Origin of the sequence: Amycolatopsis sp. NPDC005232 (assembly GCF_040607795.1) — a bacterium.
GTDB lineage: Bacteria > Actinomycetota > Actinomycetes > Mycobacteriales > Pseudonocardiaceae > Amycolatopsis.
Genome location: NZ_JBEXHL010000006.1, coordinates 134,523 through 159,450 on the forward strand (window position 1 = coordinate 134,523; position 24,928 = coordinate 159,450).

27 protein-coding genes are annotated in these 24,928 nt (G+C 71.1%); 12 read left to right on the forward strand and 15 right to left on the reverse strand.

Annotated elements, in window-relative coordinates; translation table 11 throughout:
- The first annotated feature begins 126 nt into the window (after positions 1 to 126).
- Positions 127 to 378 (forward strand): hypothetical protein, encoded by a 252-nt coding sequence (locus ABZU76_RS13945; protein ID WP_354868747.1) that lies wholly within the window; start codon positions 127 to 129, stop codon positions 376 to 378.
- Between the two features lie 140 nt (positions 379 to 518).
- On the opposite strand, the gene ABZU76_RS13950 is transcribed toward ABZU76_RS13945, so the two are convergent.
- The 3 genes from ABZU76_RS13950 to ABZU76_RS13960 all read right to left on the reverse strand — a co-directional run bounded on the left by ABZU76_RS13950 (position 519) and on the right by ABZU76_RS13960 (position 3,296).
- Complete coding sequence (locus tag ABZU76_RS13950; protein ID WP_354868749.1) at positions 519 to 794, reverse strand: LysR family transcriptional regulator; 276 nt, start codon at positions 792 to 794, stop codon at positions 519 to 521.
- Positions 795 to 829: 35 nt separating this feature from the next.
- Complete coding sequence (locus ABZU76_RS13955) at positions 830 to 2,236, reverse strand: amidohydrolase family protein (RefSeq protein WP_354868752.1); 1,407 nt, start codon at positions 2,234 to 2,236, stop codon at positions 830 to 832.
- A gap of 115 nt (positions 2,237 to 2,351) precedes the next feature.
- Complete coding sequence (locus tag ABZU76_RS13960; RefSeq protein ID WP_354868755.1) at positions 2,352 to 3,296, reverse strand: LysR substrate-binding domain-containing protein; 945 nt, start codon at positions 3,294 to 3,296, stop codon at positions 2,352 to 2,354.
- Between the two features lie 116 nt (positions 3,297 to 3,412).
- On the opposite strand from ABZU76_RS13960, the gene ABZU76_RS13965 reads away from it, so the two are divergent.
- The 3 genes from ABZU76_RS13965 (at position 3,413) to ABZU76_RS13975 (ending at position 6,819) form a co-directional block, all read left to right on the forward strand.
- Positions 3,413 to 4,213: a cyclase family protein gene (locus ABZU76_RS13965; protein WP_354868758.1), complete on the forward strand. Its 801-nt coding sequence runs from the start codon at positions 3,413 to 3,415 to the stop codon at positions 4,211 to 4,213.
- 2 nt (positions 4,214 to 4,215) lie between these two features.
- Positions 4,216 to 5,859, forward strand: a complete 1,644-nt coding sequence (locus ABZU76_RS13970) for a thiamine pyrophosphate-binding protein (RefSeq protein WP_354869296.1) — start codon at positions 4,216 to 4,218, stop codon at positions 5,857 to 5,859.
- A gap of 126 nt (positions 5,860 to 5,985) precedes the next feature.
- On the forward strand, positions 5,986 to 6,819 hold the full coding sequence (locus ABZU76_RS13975) for a LuxR C-terminal-related transcriptional regulator (RefSeq protein WP_354868761.1): 834 nt from the start codon (positions 5,986 to 5,988) through the stop codon (positions 6,817 to 6,819).
- Positions 6,820 to 6,877: 58 nt separating this feature from the next.
- On the opposite strand, the gene ABZU76_RS13980 is transcribed toward ABZU76_RS13975, so the two are convergent.
- Complete coding sequence (locus tag ABZU76_RS13980) at positions 6,878 to 8,107, reverse strand: LLM class flavin-dependent oxidoreductase (protein ID WP_354868764.1); 1,230 nt, start codon at positions 8,105 to 8,107, stop codon at positions 6,878 to 6,880.
- 162 nt (positions 8,108 to 8,269) lie between these two features.
- Here ABZU76_RS13980 and ABZU76_RS13985 point away from each other — a divergent pair, with 162 nt between their 5' ends.
- The 3 genes from ABZU76_RS13985 to ABZU76_RS13995 all read left to right on the forward strand — a co-directional run bounded on the left by ABZU76_RS13985 (position 8,270) and on the right by ABZU76_RS13995 (position 10,038).
- Complete coding sequence (locus ABZU76_RS13985) at positions 8,270 to 8,788, forward strand: NAD(P)H-dependent oxidoreductase (protein ID WP_354868767.1); 519 nt, start codon at positions 8,270 to 8,272, stop codon at positions 8,786 to 8,788.
- On the forward strand, positions 8,785 to 9,306 hold the full coding sequence (locus ABZU76_RS13990) for a flavin reductase family protein (RefSeq protein WP_354868769.1): 522 nt from the start codon (positions 8,785 to 8,787) through the stop codon (positions 9,304 to 9,306). The genes ABZU76_RS13985 and ABZU76_RS13990 overlap by 4 nt, the downstream gene beginning before the upstream one ends.
- Positions 9,307 to 9,372: 66 nt before the next feature.
- A complete protein-coding gene (locus ABZU76_RS13995) occupies positions 9,373 to 10,038 on the forward strand; it encodes a 3,4-dihydroxy-2-butanone-4-phosphate synthase (protein ID WP_354868772.1) in 666 nt (221 codons plus the stop codon).
- A gap of 18 nt (positions 10,039 to 10,056) precedes the next feature.
- Here ABZU76_RS13995 and ABZU76_RS14000 read toward each other — a convergent pair whose 3' ends face one another.
- The gene (locus tag ABZU76_RS14000; RefSeq protein ID WP_354868775.1) at positions 10,057 to 10,311 is read right to left on the reverse strand and encodes a hypothetical protein; all 255 of its coding nucleotides are present in this window, start codon (positions 10,309 to 10,311) and stop codon (positions 10,057 to 10,059) included.
- Between the two features lie 12 nt (positions 10,312 to 10,323).
- Entirely contained in the window at positions 10,324 to 10,731 is a 408-nt protein-coding gene (locus ABZU76_RS14005; RefSeq protein WP_354868778.1) for a hypothetical protein, read from the reverse strand.
- A gap of 230 nt (positions 10,732 to 10,961) precedes the next feature.
- Here ABZU76_RS14005 and ABZU76_RS14010 point away from each other — a divergent pair, with 230 nt between their 5' ends.
- Entirely contained in the window at positions 10,962 to 11,579 is a 618-nt protein-coding gene (locus ABZU76_RS14010; RefSeq protein WP_354868781.1) for a TetR/AcrR family transcriptional regulator, read from the forward strand.
- A gap of 129 nt (positions 11,580 to 11,708) precedes the next feature.
- On the forward strand, positions 11,709 to 13,445 hold the full coding sequence (gene sulP, locus ABZU76_RS14015) for a sulfate permease (RefSeq protein WP_354868784.1): 1,737 nt from the start codon (positions 11,709 to 11,711) through the stop codon (positions 13,443 to 13,445).
- Here the strand turns inward: sulP and ABZU76_RS14020 are convergent.
- From ABZU76_RS14020 to ABZU76_RS14055, 8 genes are all read right to left on the reverse strand, one after another.
- Positions 13,402 to 13,902 (reverse strand): hypothetical protein, encoded by a 501-nt coding sequence (locus ABZU76_RS14020; protein WP_354868786.1) that lies wholly within the window; start codon positions 13,900 to 13,902, stop codon positions 13,402 to 13,404. The two genes, sulP and ABZU76_RS14020, sit on opposite strands and share 44 nt — an antisense overlap.
- 116 nt (positions 13,903 to 14,018) lie before the next feature.
- On the reverse strand, positions 14,019 to 14,426 hold the full coding sequence (locus tag ABZU76_RS14025) for an SHOCT domain-containing protein (RefSeq protein WP_354868788.1): 408 nt from the start codon (positions 14,424 to 14,426) through the stop codon (positions 14,019 to 14,021).
- 235 nt (positions 14,427 to 14,661) lie between these two features.
- On the reverse strand, positions 14,662 to 15,108 hold the full coding sequence (locus ABZU76_RS14030) for a DUF6069 family protein (RefSeq protein ID WP_354868790.1): 447 nt from the start codon (positions 15,106 to 15,108) through the stop codon (positions 14,662 to 14,664).
- A gap of 178 nt (positions 15,109 to 15,286) precedes the next feature.
- Complete coding sequence (locus ABZU76_RS14035) at positions 15,287 to 15,847, reverse strand: TetR family transcriptional regulator (RefSeq protein ID WP_354868792.1); 561 nt, start codon at positions 15,845 to 15,847, stop codon at positions 15,287 to 15,289.
- Positions 15,848 to 15,851: 4 nt separating this feature from the next.
- On the reverse strand, positions 15,852 to 17,240 hold the full coding sequence (locus tag ABZU76_RS14040) for an alpha/beta hydrolase fold domain-containing protein (protein WP_354868795.1): 1,389 nt from the start codon (positions 17,238 to 17,240) through the stop codon (positions 15,852 to 15,854).
- Between the two features lie 22 nt (positions 17,241 to 17,262).
- Positions 17,263 to 17,682, reverse strand: coding sequence for a hypothetical protein (locus tag ABZU76_RS14045; RefSeq protein WP_354868798.1), 420 nt, complete (start codon positions 17,680 to 17,682; stop codon positions 17,263 to 17,265).
- 24 nt (positions 17,683 to 17,706) lie between these two features.
- The gene (locus ABZU76_RS14050) at positions 17,707 to 18,189 is read right to left on the reverse strand and encodes an SDR family NAD(P)-dependent oxidoreductase (protein ID WP_354868801.1); all 483 of its coding nucleotides are present in this window, start codon (positions 18,187 to 18,189) and stop codon (positions 17,707 to 17,709) included.
- Positions 18,190 to 18,342: 153 nt separating this feature from the next.
- Positions 18,343 to 18,936 (reverse strand): TetR/AcrR family transcriptional regulator, encoded by a 594-nt coding sequence (locus ABZU76_RS14055; protein WP_354868803.1) that lies wholly within the window; start codon positions 18,934 to 18,936, stop codon positions 18,343 to 18,345.
- A 145-nt stretch (positions 18,937 to 19,081) separates the two neighbouring features.
- Between ABZU76_RS14055 and ABZU76_RS14060 the strand changes: the two genes are divergently transcribed.
- Complete coding sequence (locus tag ABZU76_RS14060) at positions 19,082 to 19,648, forward strand: hypothetical protein (protein ID WP_354868806.1); 567 nt, start codon at positions 19,082 to 19,084, stop codon at positions 19,646 to 19,648.
- Between the two features lie 106 nt (positions 19,649 to 19,754).
- Positions 19,755 to 22,859: a discoidin domain-containing protein gene (locus ABZU76_RS14065; RefSeq protein ID WP_354868809.1), complete on the forward strand. Its 3,105-nt coding sequence runs from the start codon at positions 19,755 to 19,757 to the stop codon at positions 22,857 to 22,859.
- Positions 22,860 to 22,960: 101 nt separating this feature from the next.
- Here the strand turns inward: ABZU76_RS14065 and ABZU76_RS14070 are convergent, their stop codons facing one another.
- Entirely contained in the window at positions 22,961 to 23,785 is an 825-nt protein-coding gene (locus ABZU76_RS14070; protein ID WP_354868811.1) for an alpha/beta hydrolase, read from the reverse strand.
- A 210-nt stretch (positions 23,786 to 23,995) separates the two neighbouring features.
- Here ABZU76_RS14070 and ABZU76_RS14075 point away from each other — a divergent pair, with 210 nt between their 5' ends.
- Positions 23,996 to 24,895: an AraC family transcriptional regulator gene (locus ABZU76_RS14075; protein WP_354868813.1), complete on the forward strand. Its 900-nt coding sequence runs from the start codon at positions 23,996 to 23,998 to the stop codon at positions 24,893 to 24,895.
- Positions 24,896 to 24,928 lie beyond the last annotated feature (33 nt).

Sequence of the window (24,928 nt, forward strand, 5' to 3'; positions counted from 1 at the left end):
CCGGCGGCCGCGGATATGCCCGGCGCGTATGCCGCGAGCGCGAACGGGTATCGGACAGGAAACCGTGCCGGGACGAGCATTGTGAGAAGGATGCTGTGGCCCAGAACCGTCGTGGAAAGAAATCTCGTGACCGATCTCGAGCCGAACCCGCCGCACGTGAAGGGCCTCACGCCGGAGGTCGTCGACTTCCCGGCCTGGCTGGAGGCGAACGAGGAGTCCCTGCGGCCGCCGGTGAACAAAAAGGTGTTCCTGCTGCCGCGCAACGTGCGGCACTCGCCGCAGCGACCGCCGGGCACCCTGGGTCTCGTCGTCGAGCACGTGCGCCCGGAAGGCCTGCGGAGAAGGGCGAGTGGTACTGCCGCAACTGCGACGACCTGATCCACGAGCGGAGTTCACGGTCACGCAGCTGGACCAGGATTTCGAGGCCGGCCTCAAGGCCTTCGCCGAATCTCGGGAAGCGCGGACCTGCACGCGCTGCGGTGAGGTCTACGAGCTGCCCTCCTGAACCGGGGGATCGGTCAGCGCACGCAGCTCGGCCGCCACCTCGTGCAGATGGAGCGGGCGTGTTCGGTGAACGACAGCCCGTAGACCGTGGGCGTGACCCCGCGTGGTCCTCGCTCGTACAGCTCGACGCCGACGATGGTCTCCGGCTCCCGCAGCGCCCGGGTGACCGACGGCTGGGCGACGTGCAGCCGCGCCGCCGCGGCCATCACGCTGCCCTCCGCCGTCAGCACGTCGACGAGGACGAGGTGCCGCATCTTCAACCGGCCGTCGAACATCCGTCGGCTGTCCATAGTGGAATGATGCGCCGACCCCCCGCCCGGAGACGTCAGCCGATCGGCCAGGCCGGCGCCTGGCGCCCGCCCAGCTTGTCGAGAGCCGGACCGGCGGCCTCGTCGACCGCCCGCGCCACCTCGGCGACGTCCACGGTCGTGAGCACCCGGTCGCGCATGACGACGACACCGTCGATCACCACGGTCGTCGCGTCGGCGCCGCTGCCCGCGTAGACGAGGTCGGCGACCGGGTTGCCGAACCGGAACGGCCGGTAAGCCAGGCCGGCCAAGGAAAACAGGGCGAGGTCCGCGGTTTTGCCGGCCTCGACCGACCCCAGCCGGTCCGCCGCGCGCAGGGCCTTCGCCGCGTTCACCGTCCCCATCTCGAACACCGACGTGACCGGCATGAGCGAGTGGTCGCGGTGCGCGTCCTTGTGGCACACCGCCGCCAGGTACATCACCCGCACCAGGTCGAGGAAACGGCTGATCGCGGCGGCGTCGGTGCCGAGCACCAGCTCGGTCCCCGCCGCCGCCAGGTCCGGGATCACGCCGTGGGCGACCCAGCCCTGCCCGCCCAGCAAACTGGTCGACGGGCAGTGGGCGACGAACGCCGGCGACGCCCCGAGCCGCTTCACGTCATCCTCCGGCAGCCACCCGACGTGCGCGAGCACCGGCGCCAGCTCCAGCACGCCGAACCGCTCGTAGCGTTCGAGCTGGGGGTTCCGCTCGGGCTGCGAAGTGCCCGCCGCGGGTGGCATCCCGATGAAGTGGCCGGACACGCCCGTGTCGCGGTCACCGGCGTGTTTGACGATGCCCCGGATCAGCTCGTCGCTGACCGACGTCGGGTCGTCGAGCCCGTACCAGACCTGGATGCGGCCGCCGGCCGAACCGTGGAAGCGGTCGTAGACCTCGTCCGCGTGGTCGAGTACCGAGTGGATGGTCTCGGGGTCCCGGCCGAGCATGCCGGGCAGGTCGCTCGTGCGGGGCACGATCACGCCGCGAATGCCGATCTCCTCGGCCGCCTTCACGGTTTCCGCCGACTGCGGGCTGCCCGCGTCGATGAAGGTGGTGGTTCCGTGGCGGATGAGCTCGGCGTACGTCGCGAGCGAGCCGGCGTAAGCCTCTTGCGGGGTCAGCATTTTCTCGTGCGGAGCCATGACACCCGCCAGCCTTCGCGCGGGCGGCAGCTCGTCGATGAAGCCGCCGCCGATGAGGAATCCGCTCGCCGGGTGCTGGTGGGCGTCGACGAGCCCGGGGGTCAGCAGGCTGTCGGGTTCGTCGATCAGCGTGTCCGGGCGGTAGCGCGCGAGGATGGTCTCCCGCTTGCCGACCGCGACGATCCGGGTACCGCGGATCGCGACAGCGCCGTCGAGCAGGATCTGCCGCCGCGCGTCCATCGTGGCGATCGCGCCCGCGGCGATCACGAGGTCGACGGGCTGCTGCGCGGTCTCGGCCCCGGTCACCGCGCCACCGCCAGAGAACGTGCCGTTTCGTTCGCTTGCACTGAGCTGTCCTCCCCGTCGGGTCTTTCGGGTGAGGATCGTCGGTTCGCGCCGCCGCGGCCATAACCCCTGGGTGTTATCCGAAGTCGAGCCGGGCGATCTCCGCGGAGATCCGCTGCGCCTCGGCGACGAGATGGCCGATCAGGAGCTGGGCGCTCTTCGACGGTGTGCGACCGGCCAGCGTGGTGATGCCGATGGCACGGGGCACGGTCTCCAGCCGGATCGGCAGGTAGCCAAGAGCGTCGTCGTCGGCGCCGATGAGCAGGGGCAGGGGCGTGATCGCGTCGGTGTGCAGCAGGATCGAGCGCATGGTCAGGATCGTCGAGCACTCGATGACGTTGCGGGGCAAGGGAACTTCGTGGCGCGCGAACAGCTCGTCGAGCTCGTCGCGCAGCGCGGTGGGCCGGCCCGGCAGGATCCAGGGGAACTCTTGCAACTCGGCCAGGGAACGCAGTCCTGATCGGATGGCCGGGTGGTCGCGGCGCGCGACGAGGCCCACGGGTTCCTCGTACAGCGGCGCGTGGTGAAACCGGGTCGCGACGGCAGGCGGGCGGCCGACCAGGAGGTCGACCTCGCCGTGGGCGAGCCGGACGTCGAGATCGGCTCCCAGGCCCTCGATCACGGTCGCCGTCAGGGTCGGGTGCTCGGCCTTGAGCCGGACGAGTGCCGAGGGGAGCAGCACGTAGGCACCGGCGAGGTTGGTGCCGACGCGCACGGGTTCCGCCCCGTCCCGCAACAGCCCGTCGATGCGGTCCTGCGCGGAGGTCATCGTGCTCACCACCGCCCGCGCGTGGTCGAGCAGGATGTCCCCGGACGCAGTCGGGCGCACCCCGCGCGGGCCACGCACGAACAGCTCCACCCCGACGATCGACTCCGTCTCGCGCAGCGCGCGGGTGACCGCCGGCTGCGTCACGTGCAGATCCTTGGCGGCGCCGAGCAGGGAGCCGTTTTCGGCGATCGCGATCACCAGCACGAGGTGCCGGATCTTGAGACGGCCGTCGAGGAAACGTTGCCGGTCCACTGGCCTCACCCTTTCCGTGGCGAGGTATAGCAGACCCGCTCCGGTATAACCATGAAGGCATAACCAGGCCTGGATAGGCATTGGTGCGCCGGCGCCGGCGCGCACACGATGCATTCATGTCTTCTTCGCCTGAGACCATCGGATCCGTCTCCGTGCTGGTCGGCGCCCTCGCCCGCGGTGACGTGTCGATCATCGAGCTCACGGCGCCGCTCTCGTCCGACACCCCCGTGCTCGACCTTCCGCCGGACATGGCGCCGATTCCCCGGTTCCGCTTGGAGGAGCTGGCGAAATACGACGAGCGCGGCCGCACGTCGTACCAGAACGGCATCCACACCGGCGAGCACGTCGGCACCCACTTCGACGCGCCGCGGCACTGGGTCACCGGCGCCGAGCTGGAGGATGTCGCGTCCGTGCCGCCTGCCCGCCTGGTCGCGCCGGCCGTCGTGATCGACAAGACGCGCGAGGCCGCCGCCGACCCGGACTACGTGCTGCGCCGCGACGACGTCGAGGAATGGCAGCGCGAACACGGCCCCCTGCCGCAGGGCTGGCTGCTGTTCCGCACCGGCTGGGCCGCGCGCTCGCACGACCAGAAGACCTTCCTCAACGCCGACGACGACGGGCCGCACACCCCCGGCGTCGATCCCGACTGCGCGCGCTGGCTGGCGCAAGAGACGCCGATCCTCGGGTTCGGCGTCGAGACGGTCGGTACCGACGCCGGGCAGGCGTTCCGCTTCGATCCCGAGTTCCCCGTCCACTCGTACCTGCTCGGCGCCGGCAAGTACGGCATCACCCAGCTGCAGAACCTGCACTTGCTGCCCACGACCGGCGCGCTGCTGATCGTGGCGCCGCTGCGGATCGTCGGCGGCTCCGGGAGCCCGACCCGCGTGCTGGCTCTCGTCGAGAACGGAGCGAAGTGACCATGCTCGTGCACGAGGCCATCGGCCGGTACCTGACCGAGCACGGTGTGCGTGCCGCGTTCGGGGTGGTCGGCAGCGGCAACTTCCACTTCACCCAGGCGCTGGTGGCCGGGGGAGCGCGGTTCGTGGCGGCGCGCCACGAAGGCGGCGCGGCGACGATGGCCGACGCGTACGCGCGCATGTCCGGCGAGGTCGCGGTGCTGTCGCTGCACCAGGGCTGCGGCTACACGAACGCGCTCACCGGGATCACCGAGGCGGCCAAGAGCCGAACCCCGCTGCTCGTGCTGACGGCCGAGGCCACCGACCCGGCGTCCAACTTCTTCATCGACCAGCCCGGCCTCGCCGCCGGTGTCGGTGCCGTGCCGCTGCGGGTGGGCTCGGCCCGGACGGCCCTGCGGGACGTGGCCCGTGCGCTGGCCATCTGCGCGCAGCAGCGGCGGACCGTGGTGCTCAACGTCCCGATCGACGTCCAGGAGCTGGAGCTGCCGGAGCAGGAGCCCGGCACGGTCCCGGCCGCGATCGCTGCGCCCCAGCCGGCGCCTGAGCCGCTGGCGGAGTTCGCCCGGTTGCTGAGCGAGGCGTCCCGGCCGGTGTTCATCGTCGGCCGCGGTGGCCGTTCGCCGGGCGCGGGCGAGGCGGTCCGGGAGCTCGGGAACCAGGCGGGCGCACTGCTGGCCACGTCGGCGGTGAGCCGCGGGCTGTTCCACGACGACCCGTGGAGCATCGACGTCTCGGGCGGGTTCGCCTCCCCGCTGACGGTCGAGCTGGTTTCGCAGGCCGACCTGGTCGTGGCGTTCGGGTGCGCACTGAACATGTGGACGACGCGGCACGGCGCGCTGATCGGGGCCGGCACCCGCGTGGTGCAGGTCGATCTGGACCCGGCGGCGATCGGCCGGCACCGCGGCGTCGACCTCGGACTGTGGGGCGGGGTCGCGGAAACTGCCCGCGCGGCCACCGCCCTGCTCCGCTCCGGTGGCGCGCCGCCGCGGACGGGCTACCGGCGTCCGGAGCTCGGCGAGCGCCTCCGCACGGGCCTGTGCTGGAACCAGCTCCCGTTCGACGACGCCTCCACCGAGGACCGCATCGACCCGCGCACGCTGTCGGCGAAGCTCAACGAGCTGCTGCCGGCCGAGCGGACCGTGTCGGTGGACTCCGGCAACTTCCTCGGCTACCCGAGCATGTACCTCGACGTGCCGGACGAGTACGGGTTCTGCTTCACCCAGGCGTTCCAGTCGGTCGGGCTGGGGCTGGCGAGCGCGATCGGCACCGCGCTGGCGCGGCCGGACCGCGTCCCCGTCGCGGCGCTGGGCGACGGCGGGTTCCTGATGGGGCTCTCGGAGCTGGAAACGGCCGTGCGCCTGGGGATTCCGCTGCTGGTCGTCGTGTACAACGACGCGATGTACGGCGCGGAAGTGCACCACTTCGGCGCCGGGACCGCGGGCCTGGACAACGTCACCTTCCCCGACGGCGACCTCGCCGCGCTGGCCAGGGGCCACGGCTGCGAGGGCCTGACCGTGCGCTCGGCCGACGACCTCGCCGCGGTCAAGGACTGGCTGTCGTCGGCGCCCCGGCGACCGCTGGTGCTCGATGCCAAGATCACCTCCGACGGCGGGGCCTGGTGGCTGCACGAGGCCTTCGGTCACTGAGCGCGGCGGCGGCCCTTTCGGCTGACACGATCGTGGTCGCGAAAGGGTCGCCGCCGCTGCCGAGTCCGTAATATCTCGAGGCGGGGCGGCGCCGAGGCAGCCGCCGGCCGGCGGGAGGAGCACACGATGACCGGTCTCGACTGGCAGGAGGTGGCCCGGTTCGGAGAGCTCGCCTGCGGTTCACTACGTCCGGTCACGGTGCAACAACGGACCCTGCCGGAACTGGTGCGCCTCCTGCAGTGCGATTCGGGCGCGATCCACCTGCTCGACCGCCGCTACCGGGGACAGGTGGCGTCCTTGACGGGCGCACCGGTGAAGATGCTCCTCGAGTTCGTGCCCATCGCCGGGCCGGCGAACCCGTACTTCAAGCGCTCGACCGCGTCGCGGTTCCCGGTCCACGACGCGGTGCTGCACGGCCGCCGCACTGACCACCTGCGCTCACCGGTGGGACAGCTCCTGGCCGACTACGGGTTCGAGCACTGCCTCTACGCGTTGCTCGTCGCCGAGGGCCGCCCCGTCGGCACGGCGACCTTCGCCCGCCGGACCGGCCGTCCGGCGTTCACCACCTGGGAGCAGGAGCTGGCGCACCGGCTGTCGAAGTTCCTCGCGATCGGCCTGGCCAACGCCGCGGCCTACGAGCGGCGCGCACCCGGGGCACCGCTCGAGGGACCCGCCGCGGCGAACCTCGACATCGACACGATCGACCTGTCCGAGCCTTCGGGGACACCCCAGGCCGGCACCTCGCCGTCCGCGGGAGCCGACGGAGGACTGACCGAGCGGGAGCGCGAGGTGCTCGCGCTGGCCACGAGCGGGCTGAGCAACGCGGAGATCGCCGCCGAGCTCGGGATCGCGCTCAACACCGTCAAGCAGCACATGAAGCACAGCTTCCACAAGCTCGGCGTGCGCTCCCGGCTCGAAGCCCTGCGGTACCTGCAGGAGAACAATCTCGCAATGTCCTGAAACCCCGGCGGAACACAAAACCGCCGGGATCGCTCGCAAGCGGTCCCGGCGGCGTTGATCACCCGGCGGTGGCGGGCCGGCGCAAACCGGCTTCTTCGAGCCGCGGCAGCACCTCGCCGGCGAGCTTCTCCAGCCCTTGTTCGTAGTCCAGCCAGATCAGCATCAGGCCGTCGACGCCGGCCTCGGAGAGCTCCTTCATGCGCTGCGCGATGTCGCTTGCCGTCCCCACCAACGGGTAGGCACCGTAGCCGGCTTTGAACTCGTACGACATTTCCGCCATCTTCTCCGGCGGCATCGTCTTGGCGTTCGGGATGTTCGCCTCGATCAGGTCCGCGACCGCGATGTCGTCGCCTCGCGTCACGATGTAGTCCTGGGCGTAGGCCTCGGCTTCGGCGGTAGTGTCCTTTTGCACGACGTACGCGGAAAGCCAGATCTGGATCTCCTTGCCGAACTTCTTGCGCGCTTCTTCGCGGTATTCCGCGACCCGCGCCTTCACGGCCTGGGGATCGGGATCGTCGGGAATGGTGAAGGCAACTTCGGCGTGCTGCGCGGCGAACTCGCGGCCACGCGGCGAGCCGCCGGCGTTGAGGAGAACGGGGCGCGACTGCAGCGGACGCGGCTGCGACATGGCGTTCTTGACGTCGAAGTATTCGTTCTTCAGATCGAAGCCCTCGTCCGAGGACCAGAGCTTGTCGAACACCTCCATCCACTTGTCGGCGTAACCGTAGCGGTCGTTGTGCTCCTGCATCGGAACGCCGAACAACTCGAACTCGGGCGGGAACCAGCCGCAGACCAGGTTCATCCCCGCACGGCCGCCGGAGATCAGATCGACCGTCGCCTCGGCTTTGGCGACGAACGCCGGGTTGATCAGTGACATGGGGAACGTGCTGATGATGCTGATCCGCTCGGTGATCGCGGCGATCGCGCCGGCCCAGGCGAAGGTTTCCATCACGTCGCCCGAGTAGTGCCCGTCGCCACCGAACGCGCGCCAGCGCGACGCGGAGACGAAGCCTTCGATGCCCAGCTGATCGGCCCGTTTGGCCAGCCGGCTGATCTCGTCCCAATCGCCGGAGAACCGGTCGGGGTGATGGGTGAAGGCAGCGCCTTTGCCGTTCACGCCGAAAATGCTCAGCTTGAGCTTGTTGGCCGAGTCTCGAATGGGATTCGGCTTGACCATGCTGTCGTCCACGGTGACCACATTTCTCGTCGAGAAGATTTGATCGACAGTTTCTGCTCGCGAACGCCGGCGTGGCCATAACCCCTGGGTGTTATTGTGCCGGCTCCGCACTCCGCGCTAACGTGATCGTCACTCCGCGCCAAGACGCGGCCCGTGACATGAGCTGTCGCGGGGCTGTACGGGCCACAAGATCTCGTACCAGCTGCAGGAAGTTCGTCAGCGTCCCACTGTCGTGACGAAGCCCGAGGCCTCGCGGGGCCGAACGGAGCAGCTATGAAAACCACCATTGTCGTCGGAAATCCGAAGCCCGCTTCGCGGACGAGGAAAGTCGCCGAAGCCTTGCTCGACCGGCTGGTGAAGGACGATGCGGATCGGCAGGTCATCGACCTCGCCGACCATTTCGCCGAGATCTTCGCGTGGCCGTCGGAGGTCATGTCGGCGTTGACCGAGCGCGTCGCCGGCAGTGATCTCGTGGTGATCGCTAGCCCGACCTACAAAGCCACCTACACCGGGTTGGTCAAGGCCTTCCTGGACCGCTACGCAGCGGGCGCGCTGGCCGGGGTGACGGCGATCCCCGTGATGACCGGGGGGAGCCCCGCCCACTCGATGGGCGTCGACAGCCACTTCGCCCCGCTGCTGACCGAGCTCGGCGCCGTGGTTCCGGGAGCCGGGTGGTACTTCGAGACCTCGTCGATGGACGCGCTGGACGCCCTCGCCGACGAGGCGGCCGCGCGCTACGCCCGCACGATCGGGCAGCTCGCCCGCCTGGCCGAGGGGGTGCGGATCCCGTGACGCGACAGTTGACGAGCGTCAGTGATTCCCGCGCGTACCGCGACGCCGTGGGGCGTTACGCCTCCGGTGTCGTGGTGGTCGGGGCGACCGCGGACGACGGGCAGCGTCTCGGGTTCACGTGCCAGTCGTTCCACAGCGTTTCCCTGGACCCGCCGCTGATCCTGATCGGCGTCGCCCGGACTTCGAGCACGTATCCGCTGATCCGGGATGTCGGCCGGTTCGCCGTGTCCGTGCTGGGCCACGGCCACCGGGAGGTCGCCTCCGCGTTCGCCCGCAAGGGCGTCGACCGGTGGAGCGGGGTCGCGCACACCGAAACCGCGACCGGGAACCCCGTCCTCGCCGGGAGTCTCGTGTGGCTCGACTGCGAGATCGACGCCGAGCACGACGCGGGCGACCACCACCTCGTCCTCGGCCGGGTGTTGGAGATGAGCTCGCCGGACGCGCAGGACGGCGCCGAGCCGCTGCTGTTCTACCGCGGTGGTTTCCACCGCATCGCCTCGAAGCCCGCCGCCGGCTGAGCGACCCGGGTCCGGCGGTGGAGGGGGCCGTCTCTCCACCGCCGGACCCCACGAAGGAAGACGACGATGACGCAGCAGCTTTCCTCCGCAGGCAGCCGGTTCGACACGGTGAGCGTCGAGCAGGCCGCGGCCGCGATCGCGGCCGGCCGGCCGGTGGTGGTGGCGGGCACGCACGGCGACCTCGTGTTCGCCGCGCAGGACGCCACGCCGCACCTGGTGTCGGTGTCCGTGCGCTACACCGACGGGTTCGTCTGCGTCGCCCTGCCGGACGAGGACTGCGACCGCCTCGGGCTCCCGCTGATGTACCCCGGGTCGCCGGCGTGCGGAGGAGAAGCCTTCGCCGTCACGGTCGACGCCCGCGCCGGCGGGACGACCGGCATCTCCGCGGCCGACCGCGCCCGCACCATCCGGCTGCTGGCCGATCCCGCCGCGACTCCGGCCGACTTCACCCGGCCCGGCCACGTCGTGCCCATCCGGACGGCCCGCGAACGCACCCCGCACCGCGCCGGGCGCGGCGAGGCCGCCCTCGCCCTGGTGCGGCTCGCAGGCAAGCGGGAAGCCGCGGTGCTCAGCAGCATCGTGTCGCAACGGGAGGCAGGTGACCTGGCCGGTCCGGAAGAACTGGCGTCGTTCGCCGCCGAGCACGGCCTGCTCGTCGTGTCGGCGGCCGACGTGCTGGCCCCCGGCTTGGCGGCTCAGCCGGCGTGCCCCCACTGCGGGCACGCGGTGTGAGTCAGTCGTGCGCGCCCGTCAAGCGGTTGCGGCGCCGACCATCCCGGCGTCGCGAGGTGCGGCAGCCAGGCGCCGGAGCGAGACGACGTGCAGCGCGATGGCCAGCGGCACGGCCGTCGTCGGGATCAGCGCCTGCGGCAGCAAGTCCGACGACCCGGCCGGCTCACCGAGGACGAACCCGCTCACCAGACGCAGGGCGAACGCGAAGGCGAGGTCGACGATGCCCAGCACGTTGAACCAGAACGCCCACCGACAGCCGGTGCCGCGGGCCATCGCGCGCGCCACCTACGGCGCGGCCAGGCCGATCGCCAGATCGCCGAGGCCCGGCGTCAGGGCGGCCAGCGGCGTCAGGTTGCCGGTGAACATGAGGATCCGGCGCGCCGGTGGTCGTCGCCGGGTGAATCGGCCCCGGCGGGTGGGCATCTGTCCGATGTGGACGGGAAACGTCGTCGACGTCGGAGGTGCGATCACATCCACTTCCAGCTGCCCCCGCGCGACGCCGTCGAGTGCGATCCTGGCGACCTCGGCCGTGTCCGCCTTCTCGACGTCGTCGAGGTCGGCGATCAGGTCGGTGTCCAGGTAGCCGACGTGCAGGCTGCTCACCTGGGTGCCCTGCCCGGCCGGCTCCACGCGCAGGGAGTTGGTGACCGGCCACTGGGCGGCCTTGGCTCTTCGTGACGGTGCGCGGGTCACGGGCCGCCGCGTACACCTTGCTCGCGCCGGCGTCGAGTAGTGCGCGGACGAACTGGGCGCCGAGGCCGCGGTTGCCGCCGGTCACGAAGGCGACGGATCCGTTGACAGTCATGGTCGGGCTTTTTCCTTGTCGGGCACGCGAAGATCAGAAACCGATTGGTTCCTCAGCGCAATGCCAACGTAAACCGGTCGGTTTCTCGCGTCCACCCTTGCGAGGTAACCTGGACGCCGTGAGCACCGAAACCGCCGCACTCGACGCGAAGGCCGGGTCCTCGGGCAACGCCGTCCGGGAGTCCCAGCGCGAGCGGCTCCTGCGTGCCGCCATCGAGCTCTTCTACCGCGACGGCGTCGCCGTCGGCGCCAATGCGCTGTGCCGGCAGGCGGGAATCTCCAAGAAGTCGATGTACGAGCTGTTCGACAGCAAGGACGCCCTGCTTGAAGCCGCGCTGCAACGCCGCATCGACGACGACGCGGCCTTCCTGTTGCCCCCGACCGGTTTCAGCTCCAGCCCCCGCGCGCGGCTGCTGCACGTCTTCGGGCAGCTGGAAGCCTTCGCGAAGTCACCCGACTACCGGGGTTGCGCTTACCTCGCGACGCAGCTCGAACTGAAAGACCCCGCCCACCCGGCGAGCGTCGCGGCCGCCCGTCTCAAGAAGGAGCACCTGGAAGCCTTCTTCCGGGCCGAAGCCGAGCGGGGCAACGCCACCGACGCCGACTTCCTCACCCGCCAGCTCGCCGTCCTCTACGACGGGGCCGGCAGCCGCGCCGGCGTCGGCGCCGACGACCTGCGCGGCCTGGCCGTCGCCACCGCGCGAACCCTGCTGGACGCAGCCGGCGTCACCGACTGACGGTCGTCGGCGGACGATCTCCACAGTGGACGGAATCCGTGCACTGGCTCCTCCTTCTGAGGCGAGGACCGGTACCCGTGGCTTGGTTACCATCGCAGGCACCGGCTGTCGGCAGAAGGGATCGGCGCCATGGTCCAGTGGATCCCCGGTCTGCGGGTGGTGCGGACCTACCGGCGCCAGTGGCTGGTCAAGGACGTAGTGGCGGGTGTCGTCCTCACGACGCTCCTGGTGCCGCAAGGCATGGCGTACGCGGAGCTCGCCGGGTTGCCAGCGATCACCGGTCTGTACACGTCGATCCTGTGCCTGCTGGGTTACGCGGTGTTCGGGCCGTCGCGGATCCTCGTGCTGGGACCCGACTCTTCGCTCGGGCCGATGATCGCCGCGACCGTTCTGCCGCTCGTGGCGGCGGACGGCGACCCGGCGCGGGCCGTCGCGCTGGCGTCGATGCTGGCGATCATGGTCGCGGTGATCATGATCGTCGCCTCGGTCGCGAAGCTCGGGTTCATCGCCGACCTCATCTCGAAGCCCACGATGATCGGGTATCTCAACGGGCTGGCTCTGACCATCGTGGTGGGCCAGCTGCCCAAGCTGTGCGGGTTCAGCGTCGACGCGGAGGGGCTGATCGCCGAAATCGGCGCGGTGGCCCGGGCGATCGCGGGCGGCGAGGTGGTCGCCGCGGCCGCGGCGGTGGGCCTCGGCGCGCTCGCGGTGATCTTGGTGCTCCAGCGCTGGGTGCGCAAAGTCCCTGCGGTCCTGGTCGTCGTCGTGCGCGCGCTCATCGTGGTCCCCGTGTTCGACCTGGCCGAGCACGGCGTGCCGGTGGTCGGCGTTCTTCCGGCCGGGTTTCCTCCCCTGACGCTCCCGCACGTGGGGTTCGCCGATCTCGCGCCGCTGTTCGCCGGCGCGGTGGGCATCGCCTTGGTGTCGCTGGCGGACACGATCTCCACGGCTTCGGCCTTCGCCGCCCGCACCGGGCAGGAGGTCCACGGCAACCAGGAGATGGCGGGCATTGGGGTGGCGAACCTGGCGGCAGGGCTCTTCCAAGGGTTTCCGGTCAGCACCAGTGGATCGCGGACCGCGGTCGCGCAGCAGGCGGGGGCGCGCACCCAGCTGACGGGGGTCGTCGGCGCCGTGCTGATCACGGTGATGATCGTGGCGGTGCCGGGGCTGTTCCGGAACCTGCCACAGCCGGTACTGGCCGCGATCGTCATCACCGCCGCGCTGTCGCTGTCCGACGTGCCCGGGACGGTGCGGCTGTGGCGGCAGCGCAAGACTGAGTTCCTCCTCTCGGCCGCCGCGCTGGCCGGCGTCGCCCTGCTCGGCGTGCTGCCCGGCATCGCGATCGCCGTGGGACTGTCGATCCTGAACGTGTTCCGGCACGCGTGGCTGCCCTACCACACGATTCTCGGGCAGGTCGAGGGTCTGCGCGGCTTCCACGACGTCCGGTCCTACCCGCACGCACTGCGGCTTCCGGGCTTGGTGATCTTCCGGTTCGACGCGCCGCTGATGTTCGCCAACGCCCGGACCTTCCGCACCGAGATCCGCCGGCTGGCTTCGGCGAGTCCCGCCCCCAGCTGGATTCTGGTGGCCGCCGAGCCGGTGACCGATGTGGACACGACCGCGGCCGACATGCTTCGCGAACTCGACGACGAGCTCAACGCCCGCGATATCCACCTGGTCATGGCCGAAGTCAAGGACCCGGTGCGGCGCAAGATCGACCGGTACGAGCTGACCCGCACCATGGACCCCACTCATTTCTACCCCACTGTCGGCGCCGCCGTGGCGGCGTTCCGTGAGGAGACGGGCGCCGACTGGGTGCCGTTCAATGCAGGTGGACGAGAATCAGGTTCTTCAACAGGATCATGACGACGCCGAGCAGCCCCGCCGCGCAGGTCGTCACGATCAGCGCCATGCCGCGCAGGTGGGCCACCCGCGCCGCGGACCACGCGTGGTAGGTCAGGACCACCACGGCCACCGCCAGTCCGGTGTTGGCCGCGGCGACGGGGGAGGCGCCGGCGAGCCGGGCCAGCAGCAGCGCGGCGATCGGGCCGAAAGAGGCCGTCACCATGGGCCATGTGGCCCGCAGCTCCGCGGCGACCTGCGCCCGGCTCGGCAGTTTGCCGTCTTCGACTTCTTCGCCCAGCAGCTCCGCGTATTCCTCGGCCGTCCAGTAGACCAGCAGCGTGACCACGACCGCGACGGCCAGCGACAGGGTGGAGAGCTGTCCGCCCACGGCGGTCAGGATGGCCGCGGTGACGATCACCCCGTAGATGCCCGCCGCCCGGCGCCGCCCGGCGCTTCGGTCAACCACCTGCTCGGCCACGCCCACCTCCGCCTGCGCCTTGTCGGAAACCGGCCCGCCCGGTCATCCGGTCGCGGCGGAGAGCAGGAGCGGCCCCGCCGGCCTCGGCCTGCCGGCGGGGCCTGGCCGGCCCGCGCTCACCGAGCGAGTGCCTTGGCCTTCAGGGATTCGTACTCCTCCGCGCTGATGGCGCCGGTGTCGAGAAGCTTCTTCGCTTCGGCGATCTGGCCGGCGGCGCCCTTGTCGCCGTTGCCGGCGACCGAGCGGACGTAGTCGTCGAACTGCTTCTGGTTGGACGCCGCCTCGGACTGGCGGCGTTCGCCCATGTGCTTGCCCTGCGCGATGAGGTAGATCAGCACGCCGACGAACGGCAGCACCAGGACGAGCACGGTCCAGCCCGCCTTGCCCCAGCCGGAGACGTCCGAGCGGTGGAAGAGGTCGCCGAAGATCACGATGAGCATCCAGAACCAGACCACCCAGCCGAAGAACACCAGCATGGTCCAGATCACGTCCAGGAACGGGTAGTCCGATTGAGCCAGTGCCATCACGCCTCCGATGCTCGAGACCCGCATGACCGGGAGGTCCGTCCACAACGGATCGGTTGCCAGGGTCGAGCGGCTTCCGGCCGTGTCCCCCGGCCTGCCCCGGACGCGGGTTCTGCCCGCGAGAACTGACGTACGCGGTCACCGGCAGCGTTCCCATCGACCGCCCCGCGCGACATCACCCGGCGGAGGTGAATTCCGGCGCCGGGATCGGTTCCCCGGTGCCCCGGGGCGGAGCTCACCGCACCGGCCGGCGCGCCCGGACCGCCGCGCCGGCGACGCCGGACAGCGTGCTCGTGATCACGAGTCCGATGAGGAGGTTCCCGGCGGCCGTCGCGATCCGGGCGCCGCGGTCCGCGTCGAGGCCCAGGGGGATGACGACGGCGATCGCGGTGACGAGCAGCATGATCGAGACGAAGAACGACTTCGCGCGTGGCGTGCTGATCAAGAGCAGGTGGAGCAGTCCCGTCGCCGCGAGGGCGACGACGGCGGCGCCGACCGCGTAGGCCACCGTGCCGACACCGCCCCAAGCACCCTTGCCTTCCGGGGCCAGCACGGGCACGTCGAACAGACCGCGCGCGATGAGCACCACCACGATGGCGGCCAGCGCCGCGACCAGTGCCGTCGCGCCGCCGCCGGCCCACAGCCTGCCCGCGACGACCCGGGGCTGCGTGTCTCCGGTCATGAGCCCTCCGCGGTCCCGCGCCCGCCCCCGGGCGATCGCCGTCACCGAATCACGTCCGGGGCCCGCGGTACTCCTCCGATTCGGGTGAAGCGGTGCCCGCGTGCCGTCACGGCCGTGTGCGGCGCGGATTCCGCTCCACAGTGGATGGACAGCGGGATGGACAGCGGACGGACCGCCGTCAGTGTGCCGGGTCCACCAGCCGCCGGACGGTGTCGGTGACGAGACGGCGGCGTTCGGGTTCGGGGACGAGGCCGCGGACGTCTTCGCCCTGGTTCTGCCACATGTTCGCGATGGTCAGTACGAGGGCGAGCAGCTCGCCGGGCGTCCGCCGATCGGTCACGGTGCCGCGGCGCTGCGCGTCCTCGATCGCCGCCGTTTTATCGGTCATGGACTTGGCGACGACGGGCCGGACGCCGCCGCGTTCGAGCTGGTACCAGGTGATGAAGCGCATCACGTCCGGGTACCGCAGTCCCGCGTCGTAGAGCTGTCCCGCGTATTCGGGCAGGTCGTCCGCGTCGATCGGGATCCCGGAGACGACCTGCTCGACGATGGCGTCGTAGACCGCCTCGTACAGCCCTTCTTTGCCGTCGTAGAAGGAATACACGAGCCCGGCGCTGACCCCGGCGCGGGTGGCGATGCGCTCCACGCGGGCGCCGCCGATGCCGTGCTCGGCGAACTCGGTGAGCGCGCCGTCCAGCAGCTGCCGCCGCTTGCTCTCGGGGTCTCGGGTCCGTGCCATGCCGTCATCCTAATGAATGTTCATTCTCGCTGAGCTGCCGCAGCAGGCCGAGCATGTCCTCGCCGAACCACGCCTCGGCGATCTTGCCCGCCCGCACGGTGTAGATGCCGATGCCGAACCAGCTCGCGTGACGGCCGGTGGCGGTGACACCGAGGAATGGCCCGGTGTGGGTGCCGCTGTTGGTGAACCGGAGTACGACCGTGTCGCCGTCGACGAGGGTGTCGTGCACGGTCAGGTGCATGCCGGTGAAGGCACCGCCGATCGCGGCGCGTAGGGACGCCTTGTAGGCCTCGAGGCCGTGGAGGTCGCCGGCGCTGCCGGCGTGCCACGCGAGGTCGTCGTGCCAGAGCTCGTCGACGACGTTGAGGTCGCCGCCGTTGACGACCTCGGTGACGAACCGGTGCACGAGGGCCGCGGGGTCGGGCGCCGTGCGCGGTGGCTCGAGGAGGTCGTTGATCCACGCGATGGCGCTGTCGAGGGCGACGTTTCCGAGCGGGGTGGCCATGTTGGTGAACGCGTGCGGGGCTTCGGGCCAGATCTCCAGCCGCGCGTCGCGGCCGGCGAGACGCAGGCGGGCGGCGAGCAGGATCGCGTCGTCGCGCAGTGGGTCGAGGTCGCCGACGGTCAGCAGGGTGGGCGGGAAACCGGTGAGGTCGGCCAGCGCCGGGGACAGCTGCGGGGCGCGGCGTTGCTCGGGCGTGTGGTGGGGGAGGGCGAGGTCGGGCAGGCCGTCGATCCAGGACCGGGTGAGCACGAGGCTGTCTTCGGTGGCCGCGGCGGCGCTGGGGGACAGGCCCAGGTCGTAGATGCCGCAGTCGAGGTACGCGCCCGCGAACGCGCCGAACGCGGGGTCACCGGCGTCGCGCAGGGCCAGCAGCGTCGCCGCGGCGAGGTGCGCGCCGGCGGAGATGCCGCCGATCAGCAGCCGGCCGGTGCCGAACTCCGCGGCCGCGTGCCGGGCGAGCCAGCGGGCGACGGCGACGGTCTCCTCGATCTGCTCGGGGACGGTGACCTCGGGCGCCAGCCGGTACTCCGGGCTGATGACGATCGCGCCGGTCGCGCGGGCGAGGCGGTCGTTGACGAGGTCGTCGTCCTCCGGTGCTCCGGCGGCCCAGCCACCGCCGTGGATGCGGTAGAGGACCGCGCGTGGCTCGGGCGGCGTGAACACGCGCAGCCGCAGCGGGCCGGCGGGGCCGTCGACGTGGCGTTCGGTGGGGCTCAGGTCCGTCACACCGGGGTTGTGGGCGGTGCCGGCGCGCAGGGCGGCGAGCCCTTCGGGGGTTCGGACGTCCGGGTGAGGCATCTTCGCGAGCACGGCGTTCACCTCGCGCTGGGCCTCGAGGAGCGCGGGGTCGACGTCCTGCCGGCGGAGGTCGAAGGTCGGGTCGGTCATGGGATCAGGTCCTTTCGGGAGGTCAGAGGGCGAAGGTGACGCCGGTGAGGCGTTCGCTTTCGGCCCAGAGGCGGGCGCCTTCGGCCGGGTCGTCCGCGCCGCGGGGGAGCTTGACCGGCTTCGGAGTGCCGGAGGTCTGGTCGCGGCCGGCCGGGCCGTAGAAGGCGCCGCTGATCACTTCGGGGCTGGTCGCGACGTACAGAGACGGCCAGGCCGCGCCCTCCGGGGAGCCCATGGCCACGTTGCGGAGCAACGCGATCATCGCCCGGGAGACCACGCCTTCGGAGTGGCGCTGCAGGTTGGTCACGGCCGAGCCGGGGTGCACGGACACCGCGCGCAGGGCGGTACCGGCCAGTCGCCGCGAAAGCTCCTGGGTGAAGACGACGTTGGCGCGCTTGGACTTCGCGTACGCGCTCATCCCGCCGTAGCGCTGCCTGCTCATCAGGTCGTCGAGCCGGCCGGAGCGTCAGGTCGCGGCGATCGCGCTGACGGTGACCACTCGGGCGGCCTCGGCGCGGCGCAGCGCGGGCAGCAGTCCGGCGGTGAGGGCGAAGTGCCCGAGGTGGTTGGTGCCGACGGTCAGCTCGAACCCGTCCGAGGTCGTGCGGCGCTGCGGCACGTTCATGACGCCGGCGTTGTTGAAGAGCAGGTCGATCGTCTCGGTGGCCGCCAGCCGCCCGGACGTCTCGGCGATCGAGCCCAGAGAGCCCAGGTCCAGCACGACGGTGTCCAGCCGCGCGGTGGGCTGGTCGTTGCGCAGGGTGGCGACGGCTTCGTCGAGCTTCTCCTGGCTGCGGCCGGCCAGGAGGACGCGAGCGCCGTGGCGGGTCAGCACGCGGGCGGTCTCGAGGCCGATGCCGCTGTTGCCGCCGGTCACGAGCGCGACACGGTCGCGCAGGTCGCCGATCCGGTCGGGGGTCCAGTGGGCCGGGGCGAGGGTGCTGGTCATGGCTACCTCCACTAATGAATGTTCATTTAATACGACGATGACACGGGTGCGTCCGGGCGTCAATGAATGTTCATTCAATAGTGGCGGCGCTCACCGCCGGCGCGCGCAGGCCGATCGAGGGTGGCGGCCCGCGCGTCGCGACGAGGCCCGGACTTACGAGGCCCGGCCGGTCTTCTTCGGGGCCACGACCGGAGTGTCCCGGTACTTCAGGATTCCCTCGACGCCGAGGCGGAAGGTTTCGCAGACCGGTGCCGGATCGGTGAGGCAGCCGGCCGCCATGGCGCCGTCCCGCAGCATGACGAAGTGCCTCGCGGCCGGCTCGGGCGGCGTCTCGCCGGCCTGCGCGAGCAGCTCGGTGATGACCTCCAGGAACCACTGCCGGTGGGCGAGAACGGTCCGGTGGACGGGGTGCGCGGGATCGGGGTACTCCGCGACGGCGTTGAGGAACGCGCAGCCGCGGAATCCCGGCGTGCGGATGCCATCGGCGATCGACTCGGCGACCGCGCGGACGGCGTCGGCCCCGGAGGGCTTGCCGGCGCGGGCGGTCTCGACGTCGGCACGGATCGCCTGGTCGGCCGCCGTCAGGTACGCGACCAGCAGGTCGTCCTTGCTCGGGAAGTGCCGGTAGAGCGTGGCGCGGGTGACGCCCGCGTCGGCGATGACCCGGTCGATGCCGACCGAGTGGAGACCCTCCGAATAGAACAGCCGCGTCGCCGAAGCGAGCAGCCGGGCTCGTGCTTCGGACACTTCGCCGTCCACCTCTCGTCGCTGGTTCCACGGTAGCAGATAGAACGGTCGGTCTTGACGACTCGGCTTCGCGGCTGCCATAGTCCTCATCACAAGATAGAACGATCTGTCTACCTCGCACGGCCCCACGACGAAGGAGCACTCCATGACCACCAGCACCGTTCCGGCCACTGCGAGTATCGCGAAACCCTTGCGGCGCCTGTACTTCATCCGCTTCGCGTTCGCCGTGGTCTGGGCCGCGCTCCTGTTCGTGACCGGGTCGAGCCTCGGTCCGGTCAGCACCACACTGCTCGTGCTCTACCCGCTGTTCGACGTGGCCGCGGCCGTCGTCGACGCCCGTTCAGCGAAGGGAAGCAAGCCGGTCGCGGGCCTGTACGTGAACGTGGTGATCAGCCTGCTCGCCGCCGTGGGCCTGGCCGTCGCGGCCTCGTCGGGCATCCCCGCCGTCCTCGGCGTGTGGGGCGCCTGGGCGATCGTGGCAGGCCTCGTGCAGCTCGCCGTCGGCCTCCTGCGCCGCACCCTGGGCGGCCAGTGGCCCGTGATTCTCAGCGGCGGCATCTCGGTCGTGGCCGGCGCTTCGTTCGTCCTGCAGGCCACAAAGGACAGTGCGTCCCTCACGACCCTCGCCGGCTACGCCACCCTGGGCGGCATCTTCTTCCTCGTTTCCGCTCTGCGGCTGGGACGCACCGCGAACGGGTCCGACGCCGGTTGAGTTGTCCTGAATCGGACGGGTTTCCCGTCCGGCGTTGCCCGCCGGCCGCCTCGGCAAGCAGAATCGGCGCCGACGCGATGACAAGGTTGTCAACGAGGGGGCGGACATGGCGCTGAGGCGGCGCGCGGTGCTTCAGGGACTCGGAGCGAGCGGGCTCGCGCTGGTGAGCGCGGGCCTGGTGACTCCGGCGGCGCGGGCCGACGCCCCGGCCCCGGCCCGCAGCGGGGGAGCGCCCGACGACGTCGCCGCGACGTACCTGCGCGTCCTGCTACGTCACACCCGGTGGGCCGAGCAGCAGTTCGACCCCGTGGCCGGTATCTATCCGGCGAAGGACTTCACGTTCGCCGTGGTTCTGGGCAACGCCGTCCTGCTCACGCGAGACGGGTACGACGCGGCGGTCACGGGCGTCGAGCGCGAGGTGCTGCACCGGCACACCGTCGACACCATCCGGCACTTCGCGGCAAGCAATCTCATCACCGGCGGCACCGAGTGGGGCCGCCGGCTGTTCTTCGACACCACGTTCCAGTCCTATTTCCAGCTGGCCGGTCGGTTGCTGTGGCCCGACCTCGACGCCGCCACGCGCGCGAACCTGGACGAGATCGCGACCGGGCAGGCCGCGTACACCGCCGGGCTCGGTACCGGCAACGACCCGCTGTCCGGCGACTGGACGCCGAACGGGCTGGCCGGCGGGCACGTCGGCGACACCAAGCTGGAGGAGATGGGCGTGTACGCCCAGGCCCTCGCCCCGGGGATGGCCTGGGCCGCAACGGATCCCCGCGCCGCGGTGTGGCGCGAGTGGTTCGGGCGGTGGAGCCGCAACGAGACCGCGCTGCCCGCCGCTGACCTGGCCAACCCGCGCGTGGTGGACGGTGTGCCCATCTCGGCCAACACGGCGGAGAACCTCTACGACACCTTCCTGGTGGAGAACCACGGTTCCTTCGGTCCGCACTACCAGGAGGAGCTCTGGCGGACCTCCGGCCGCAACGCGATGCACTTCCTGCTGGCCGGGCGGCCGCTGCCGGAGGTGCTCACCGCACAGCCCAACGGCGAGCTGCTGTGGCGCACGATGCTGCTGATGGCCAGCGACGCGGGCGAACCCCTGATGCCGATGGTCGCCGACCGCGAGCACCTGTACGGCCGCGACGTCATCCCGCTGGCGTTTCGCGCGCAGGTGCTCGGCGACCGCTACGCCGCGCGTGCCGAGGCGCAGCTGGCCGAACGGCTGGAGCCGTACCAGGCCTACGCGCCCGCTGATCGCGTCACGAAGTTCTCGGGCGAGCCCAAGTACGAGCCGGAGGCACGCGCGGAGATCGCGATCAGCTACCTGCTGCACGAATGGCGCGCGAACCACGGTGGCCCGGTGCGTCCGGTGAGCCAGGCGGAGTTCGACGCGCACGCCGCGGGCGTCGCGGATTTCGGTGACGGGCCCGGCCTGCTCGCGCACCGCAGCCCGGCCGCGTGGGCCGCGGCGGTGAGCAAACCGGGGTTCACGAAGTTCGCGTGGCAGCCGCACCACGACGACTGGCTGTTCAGCGTCAGCGGTGCCACGCCGATGCTGCTGCCCTCCACCGCGCTGGCCGTGCGGGAACGGCACGCGACGACGTGGGCGAAGGTCCGCGACGGATTCGACGCGAGTGCCGCGGTGTGGAAATTCGACAACGGCTACGCCGGTTTCGCGACCCTGCCGACGGGCGTGGCGGTCTACTCCAGCACTGGTCTGGGCGCCGGCGAGGGTGTGGTGTCGGTGTACAACCTCGCCATGCCAGGCGTACCGGGCCTGACCGGCGAGCGGACCTACCGCACCGCCGAAGGCGTGGTGACCGTCCCCGTCGCGCCGGCGCCGCCGTCCGGCGGTGGGCGCACCGACGACGTGACTTTCTCCGCGGTGACGGCCCGGTACGTGCGGATCCTTGGCGTGCAGCCGGATCCGGCGTACGGATATTCGGTGTGGTCGTTCGAAGTCCGCGACGGGGCGCCGAGCCCGGACCTCGCTCGCGCAGCCACGGCTTCGGCGTCTTCGGCTTCGCCGGGCAAGGAGGCGAAGTACGTGAACGACGGCGACGCGACCACGCGCTGGGCCGTCTCCACCGCCGACCGCCCGCGGGCTGACAGCTGGCTCGCCCTCGATTTCGGTGCGCCACAACGGTTCGACCGCGTTCGCGTGGCCTGGGAGGCCGCCGCCGGCCGTCGCTATCGCGTGGAAACCTCGGCCGACGGCACCACGTGGACCGCGGCCGGCACCTACCCGCTGCCCGCCGTCAGCACGACCGGCGGCTGGCTCGACGTCGACGGTCGCGCCGGGTTCGTCGTATCCGGCTCACCACACCCGGCCACCGTCACCGGCGACCGGATCATCCTGTCCGACGGCGATTCCGCGCCCCTGCACGTCGAATGCCATCCGGACCCGCGCGACCTGGCCGCCGCGGTGCGCGCGCCCCGCCCGACGGCGAGTTCCGCGGCACTGCGGGTTTCCGTGCTCGACGGGCACCTCGTGCTGTTCAACCTCTCCGCCGCGACGACGTCGGGAACCCTCACCCTGCCCGCCTTGGACGGAGCCGCGGCGCTGTACCAGGGCTCGCAGGTCGTCACCGCGACCGGCACTTCGTTGTCGGTGTCGGCGTCGCCCGCCGAAGCCCGCGTCGAACCGGCGCGGTTCACCGTGCGCGGCGCGGGCCACGCCCTGCCCGCCGGCGTGCGCGCAACCGTCGTCGACGCCGCCACCCTCCGGCTGACCGCCGACCGCACCGTGGTTCTTTCCGTGCAGCCGGCGGGCGAACCGTGGCGGCCCGTGGTCCTCCCCGCCCGGCACCCGGTGACGGTCACGGCCCACCGAACCCGCCCGTACCCCTTGCCGGACTTGGCTTTGGGCGCGGTCACCTTCCCCGCCGAACCCCTCCCGCCGGGCATGACCACCCCTGCCGCCGCCGTCGACGACGACCCGCGCACCTCGTGGCGCCCGGGCCCGAACGGCCGCCTCGTCCTCGACCTCGGCGCGGCCCACGACGTCACCACCGCCGAACTGACCTGGACCGGCGGCCGCCTACCCGCCTTCACGGTGGAGACGAGCGTCGACGGCCGCACCTACACCGCGGCGCGAACCCCGGCTGTGCGCCGCGCCGCCACGGTTCCCCTCACCGGCAAGGCGCGCTACGTCGCCGTTCACGTGACCGGGAACCCGACGGCAAGCCTCACGCGGCTCACTGTGCGCTGACCAGGCGAGCGGCCGACGGACTGTCCACACAGGAAACGACAATGCGGACGCCCTGCTCTACCTCGCCCACAACGGGGGCGAGGTAGAGCGGAGCGCGCCGGTCAGGAGCGGAAGAACTCCAGGAGATCCGCGTTGATCGTGTCGGCCTTGGTGGTCGGCATGCCGTGCGGGAAGCCCGGGTAAATTTTCAACGTGGCGTTCTGCAGGAGCTTCGACGACAGCAAGGCGGCGTCGGCGTAGGGGACGATCTGGTCGTCGTCACCGTGGCCGACGAAGACGGGGACGCTGATCTTCTTCAGGTCTTCGGTCTGGTCGGTCTGGGAGAACGCGACGATGCCGTCGTAGTGGGCTAGCGCGCCGCCCATCATGCCCTGGCGCCACCAGTTCTGGATGATCGCCTCGTCGGGTTCGGCGCCGGACCGGTTGAAGCCGTAGAACGGGCCCGAGGCCACCGCGCGGTAGAACGCCGAACGGTTGGCCAACAGTTGCGCCTGCAGGTCGTCGAAGGCGCTCTTGGGCAGGCCGCCCGGGTTCGCGTCGGTCTGCAGCATCAGCGGCGGGATGGCGGACAGGATCGCGGCCTTGGCGACGCGGGCCTCGCCGTGGCGGGCGAGATAGCGCACGACCTCGCCGCCGCCGGTGGAGTGTCCGACGTGGATCGCGTCGTGCAAGTCGAGGTGGGCGGTGACGGCGGCGAGGTCGTCGGCGTAGTGGTCGAGGTCGTGTCCGTCGGCGACCTGCGACGAGCGGCCGTGACCGCGACGGTCGTGGGCGATGACGCGATAGCCCTGCTGCAGGAAGAACAACATCTGGTTGTCCCAGTCGTCCGCCGACAGCGGCCAACCGTGGCTGAACACGATCGGCTGGCCGGTGCCCCAGTCCTTGAAGAAGATCTCGACACCGTCGTCGGTGGTGATCGTCGGCATGGCTTTGCCTCCGTTTCTCGCGACGTTCCCGAATACCTCGTGAATCTGTTGCGTGTGGACACTGGTCGAAGCGCGTCGAACCTGCGCTTCGCAGACTACGCTTGCGCGACGACTGGTCCGGTGGCGTTCACGCTCGAGGCCCTTGGATGATTGCCTGCACCGGAGGAGGGGACCACGCGTGAACGGCTCACGTTTCACCGGAATCGGCTCATGGACGCGCTGAGCCGGCTCATCCGGCTCGTGCACCCGGAGAGCAGCATCGACGTGCGGTGCCTGATGGCCGGCCGGTTCTCTGTGGACCACGAAGCGGCGGCGCCCGGGCAGGTGCCGTTCTACGTCGCGCTCGAGGGCAGGTGCACCGTGACCACGGCGGCGGCTGCCGTCGACCTCGCCCCCGGGGATCTACTCGTCCTCCCGCACGGCGACGCCCACCACGTGAGAGTGACCTCAGGGCGGAAGCTGCCGTTCGAAGACGAGCAGGGCGCCGCGTTCACCACTCGCCGCACCGTCGGCGCCGAGCCCGACCACGACCTGTTCTGCGGCCACTTCCACTTCGACACGGCCGCGGGAATGCTGCTGTTCCGCCTGCTGCCGCCGCTCCTGCACGTCACGCTCAACGCTTCGGCGCTCGCCCTGGCCGAGGTCCTGCGCGCGGAAGCCGCCTTCGACGGCCCGGGAACGAGCGCCATCGTCTCCTCGGTGTGCGGCGCGTTGCTCGCGATGGCGCTGCGCAGCCGCCCCGAGCAACGTCTCGGGACGCCCGCGCTGTGGACCGCGATGGGTGACGACGTGCTGGGTGAAGTGATCGCCGGGGTCGTCGAACGGCCCGGTGAACCGTGGACCATCGAGCGCATGGCCGCGGCGGCCTCGATGTCGCGTGCCACCTTCGTGCGGCGGTTCACCGCGCGCACCGGGGGCACCGTGGCGACGCTGCTCACCACCGTCCGCATGATGGTCGCCGCCGACCTGCTGGCGAACTCCGACCGGTCCGTGGTGCGCATCGCGGGGGAGGTCGGCTACCGATCCGAATCGGCGTTCGTGGAGGCGTTCCGCGCCGCGGTGGGCACGTCGCCCGCGCGGTTCCGGAAGAACTCGATGACCGGTGGGTGACGCCCGAGTGAGCGCGAGTGATCTCCGACTTGG

Bases quoted from the DNA above. Each gene is read 5' to 3' on its own strand.
- ABZU76_RS13975 (WP_354868761.1), top strand. From the start codon at position 5,986: ATGACCGGTCTCGACTGGCAGGAGGTGGCCCGGTTCGGAGAGCTCGCC.
- ABZU76_RS14030 (WP_354868790.1), bottom strand. From the start codon at position 15,108: ATGACCGGAGACACGCAGCCCCGGGTCGTCGCGGGCAGGCTGTGGGCC.
- ABZU76_RS14045 (WP_354868798.1), bottom strand. From the start codon at position 17,682: ATGAGCAGGCAGCGCTACGGCGGGATGAGCGCGTACGCGAAGTCCAAG.
- ABZU76_RS13950 (WP_354868749.1), bottom strand. From the start codon at position 794: ATGGACAGCCGACGGATGTTCGACGGCCGGTTGAAGATGCGGCACCTC.
- sulP (WP_354868784.1), top strand. From the start codon at position 11,709: ATGGTCCAGTGGATCCCCGGTCTGCGGGTGGTGCGGACCTACCGGCGC.
- ABZU76_RS14000 (WP_354868775.1), bottom strand. From the start codon at position 10,311: ATGGCCCGCGGCACCGGCTGTCGGTGGGCGTTCTGGTTCAACGTGCTG.
- ABZU76_RS14065 (WP_354868809.1), top strand. From the start codon at position 19,755: ATGGCGCTGAGGCGGCGCGCGGTGCTTCAGGGACTCGGAGCGAGCGGG.
- ABZU76_RS14060 (WP_354868806.1), top strand. From the start codon at position 19,082: ATGACCACCAGCACCGTTCCGGCCACTGCGAGTATCGCGAAACCCTTG.
- ABZU76_RS14050 (WP_354868801.1), bottom strand. From the start codon at position 18,189: ATGACCAGCACCCTCGCCCCGGCCCACTGGACCCCCGACCGGATCGGC.
- ABZU76_RS13995 (WP_354868772.1), top strand. From the start codon at position 9,373: ATGACGCAGCAGCTTTCCTCCGCAGGCAGCCGGTTCGACACGGTGAGC.
- ABZU76_RS14035 (WP_354868792.1), bottom strand. From the start codon at position 15,847: ATGGCACGGACCCGAGACCCCGAGAGCAAGCGGCGGCAGCTGCTGGAC.
- ABZU76_RS14040 (WP_354868795.1), bottom strand. From the start codon at position 17,240: ATGACCGACCCGACCTTCGACCTCCGCCGGCAGGACGTCGACCCCGCG.
- ABZU76_RS14075 (WP_354868813.1), top strand. From the start codon at position 23,996: ATGGACGCGCTGAGCCGGCTCATCCGGCTCGTGCACCCGGAGAGCAGC.
- ABZU76_RS14070 (WP_354868811.1), bottom strand. From the start codon at position 23,785: ATGCCGACGATCACCACCGACGACGGTGTCGAGATCTTCTTCAAGGAC.
- ABZU76_RS13970 (WP_354869296.1), top strand. From the start codon at position 4,216: ATGCTCGTGCACGAGGCCATCGGCCGGTACCTGACCGAGCACGGTGTG.
- ABZU76_RS13985 (WP_354868767.1), top strand. From the start codon at position 8,270: ATGAAAACCACCATTGTCGTCGGAAATCCGAAGCCCGCTTCGCGGACG.
- ABZU76_RS13965 (WP_354868758.1), top strand. From the start codon at position 3,413: ATGTCTTCTTCGCCTGAGACCATCGGATCCGTCTCCGTGCTGGTCGGC.
- ABZU76_RS14025 (WP_354868788.1), bottom strand. From the start codon at position 14,426: ATGGCACTGGCTCAATCGGACTACCCGTTCCTGGACGTGATCTGGACC.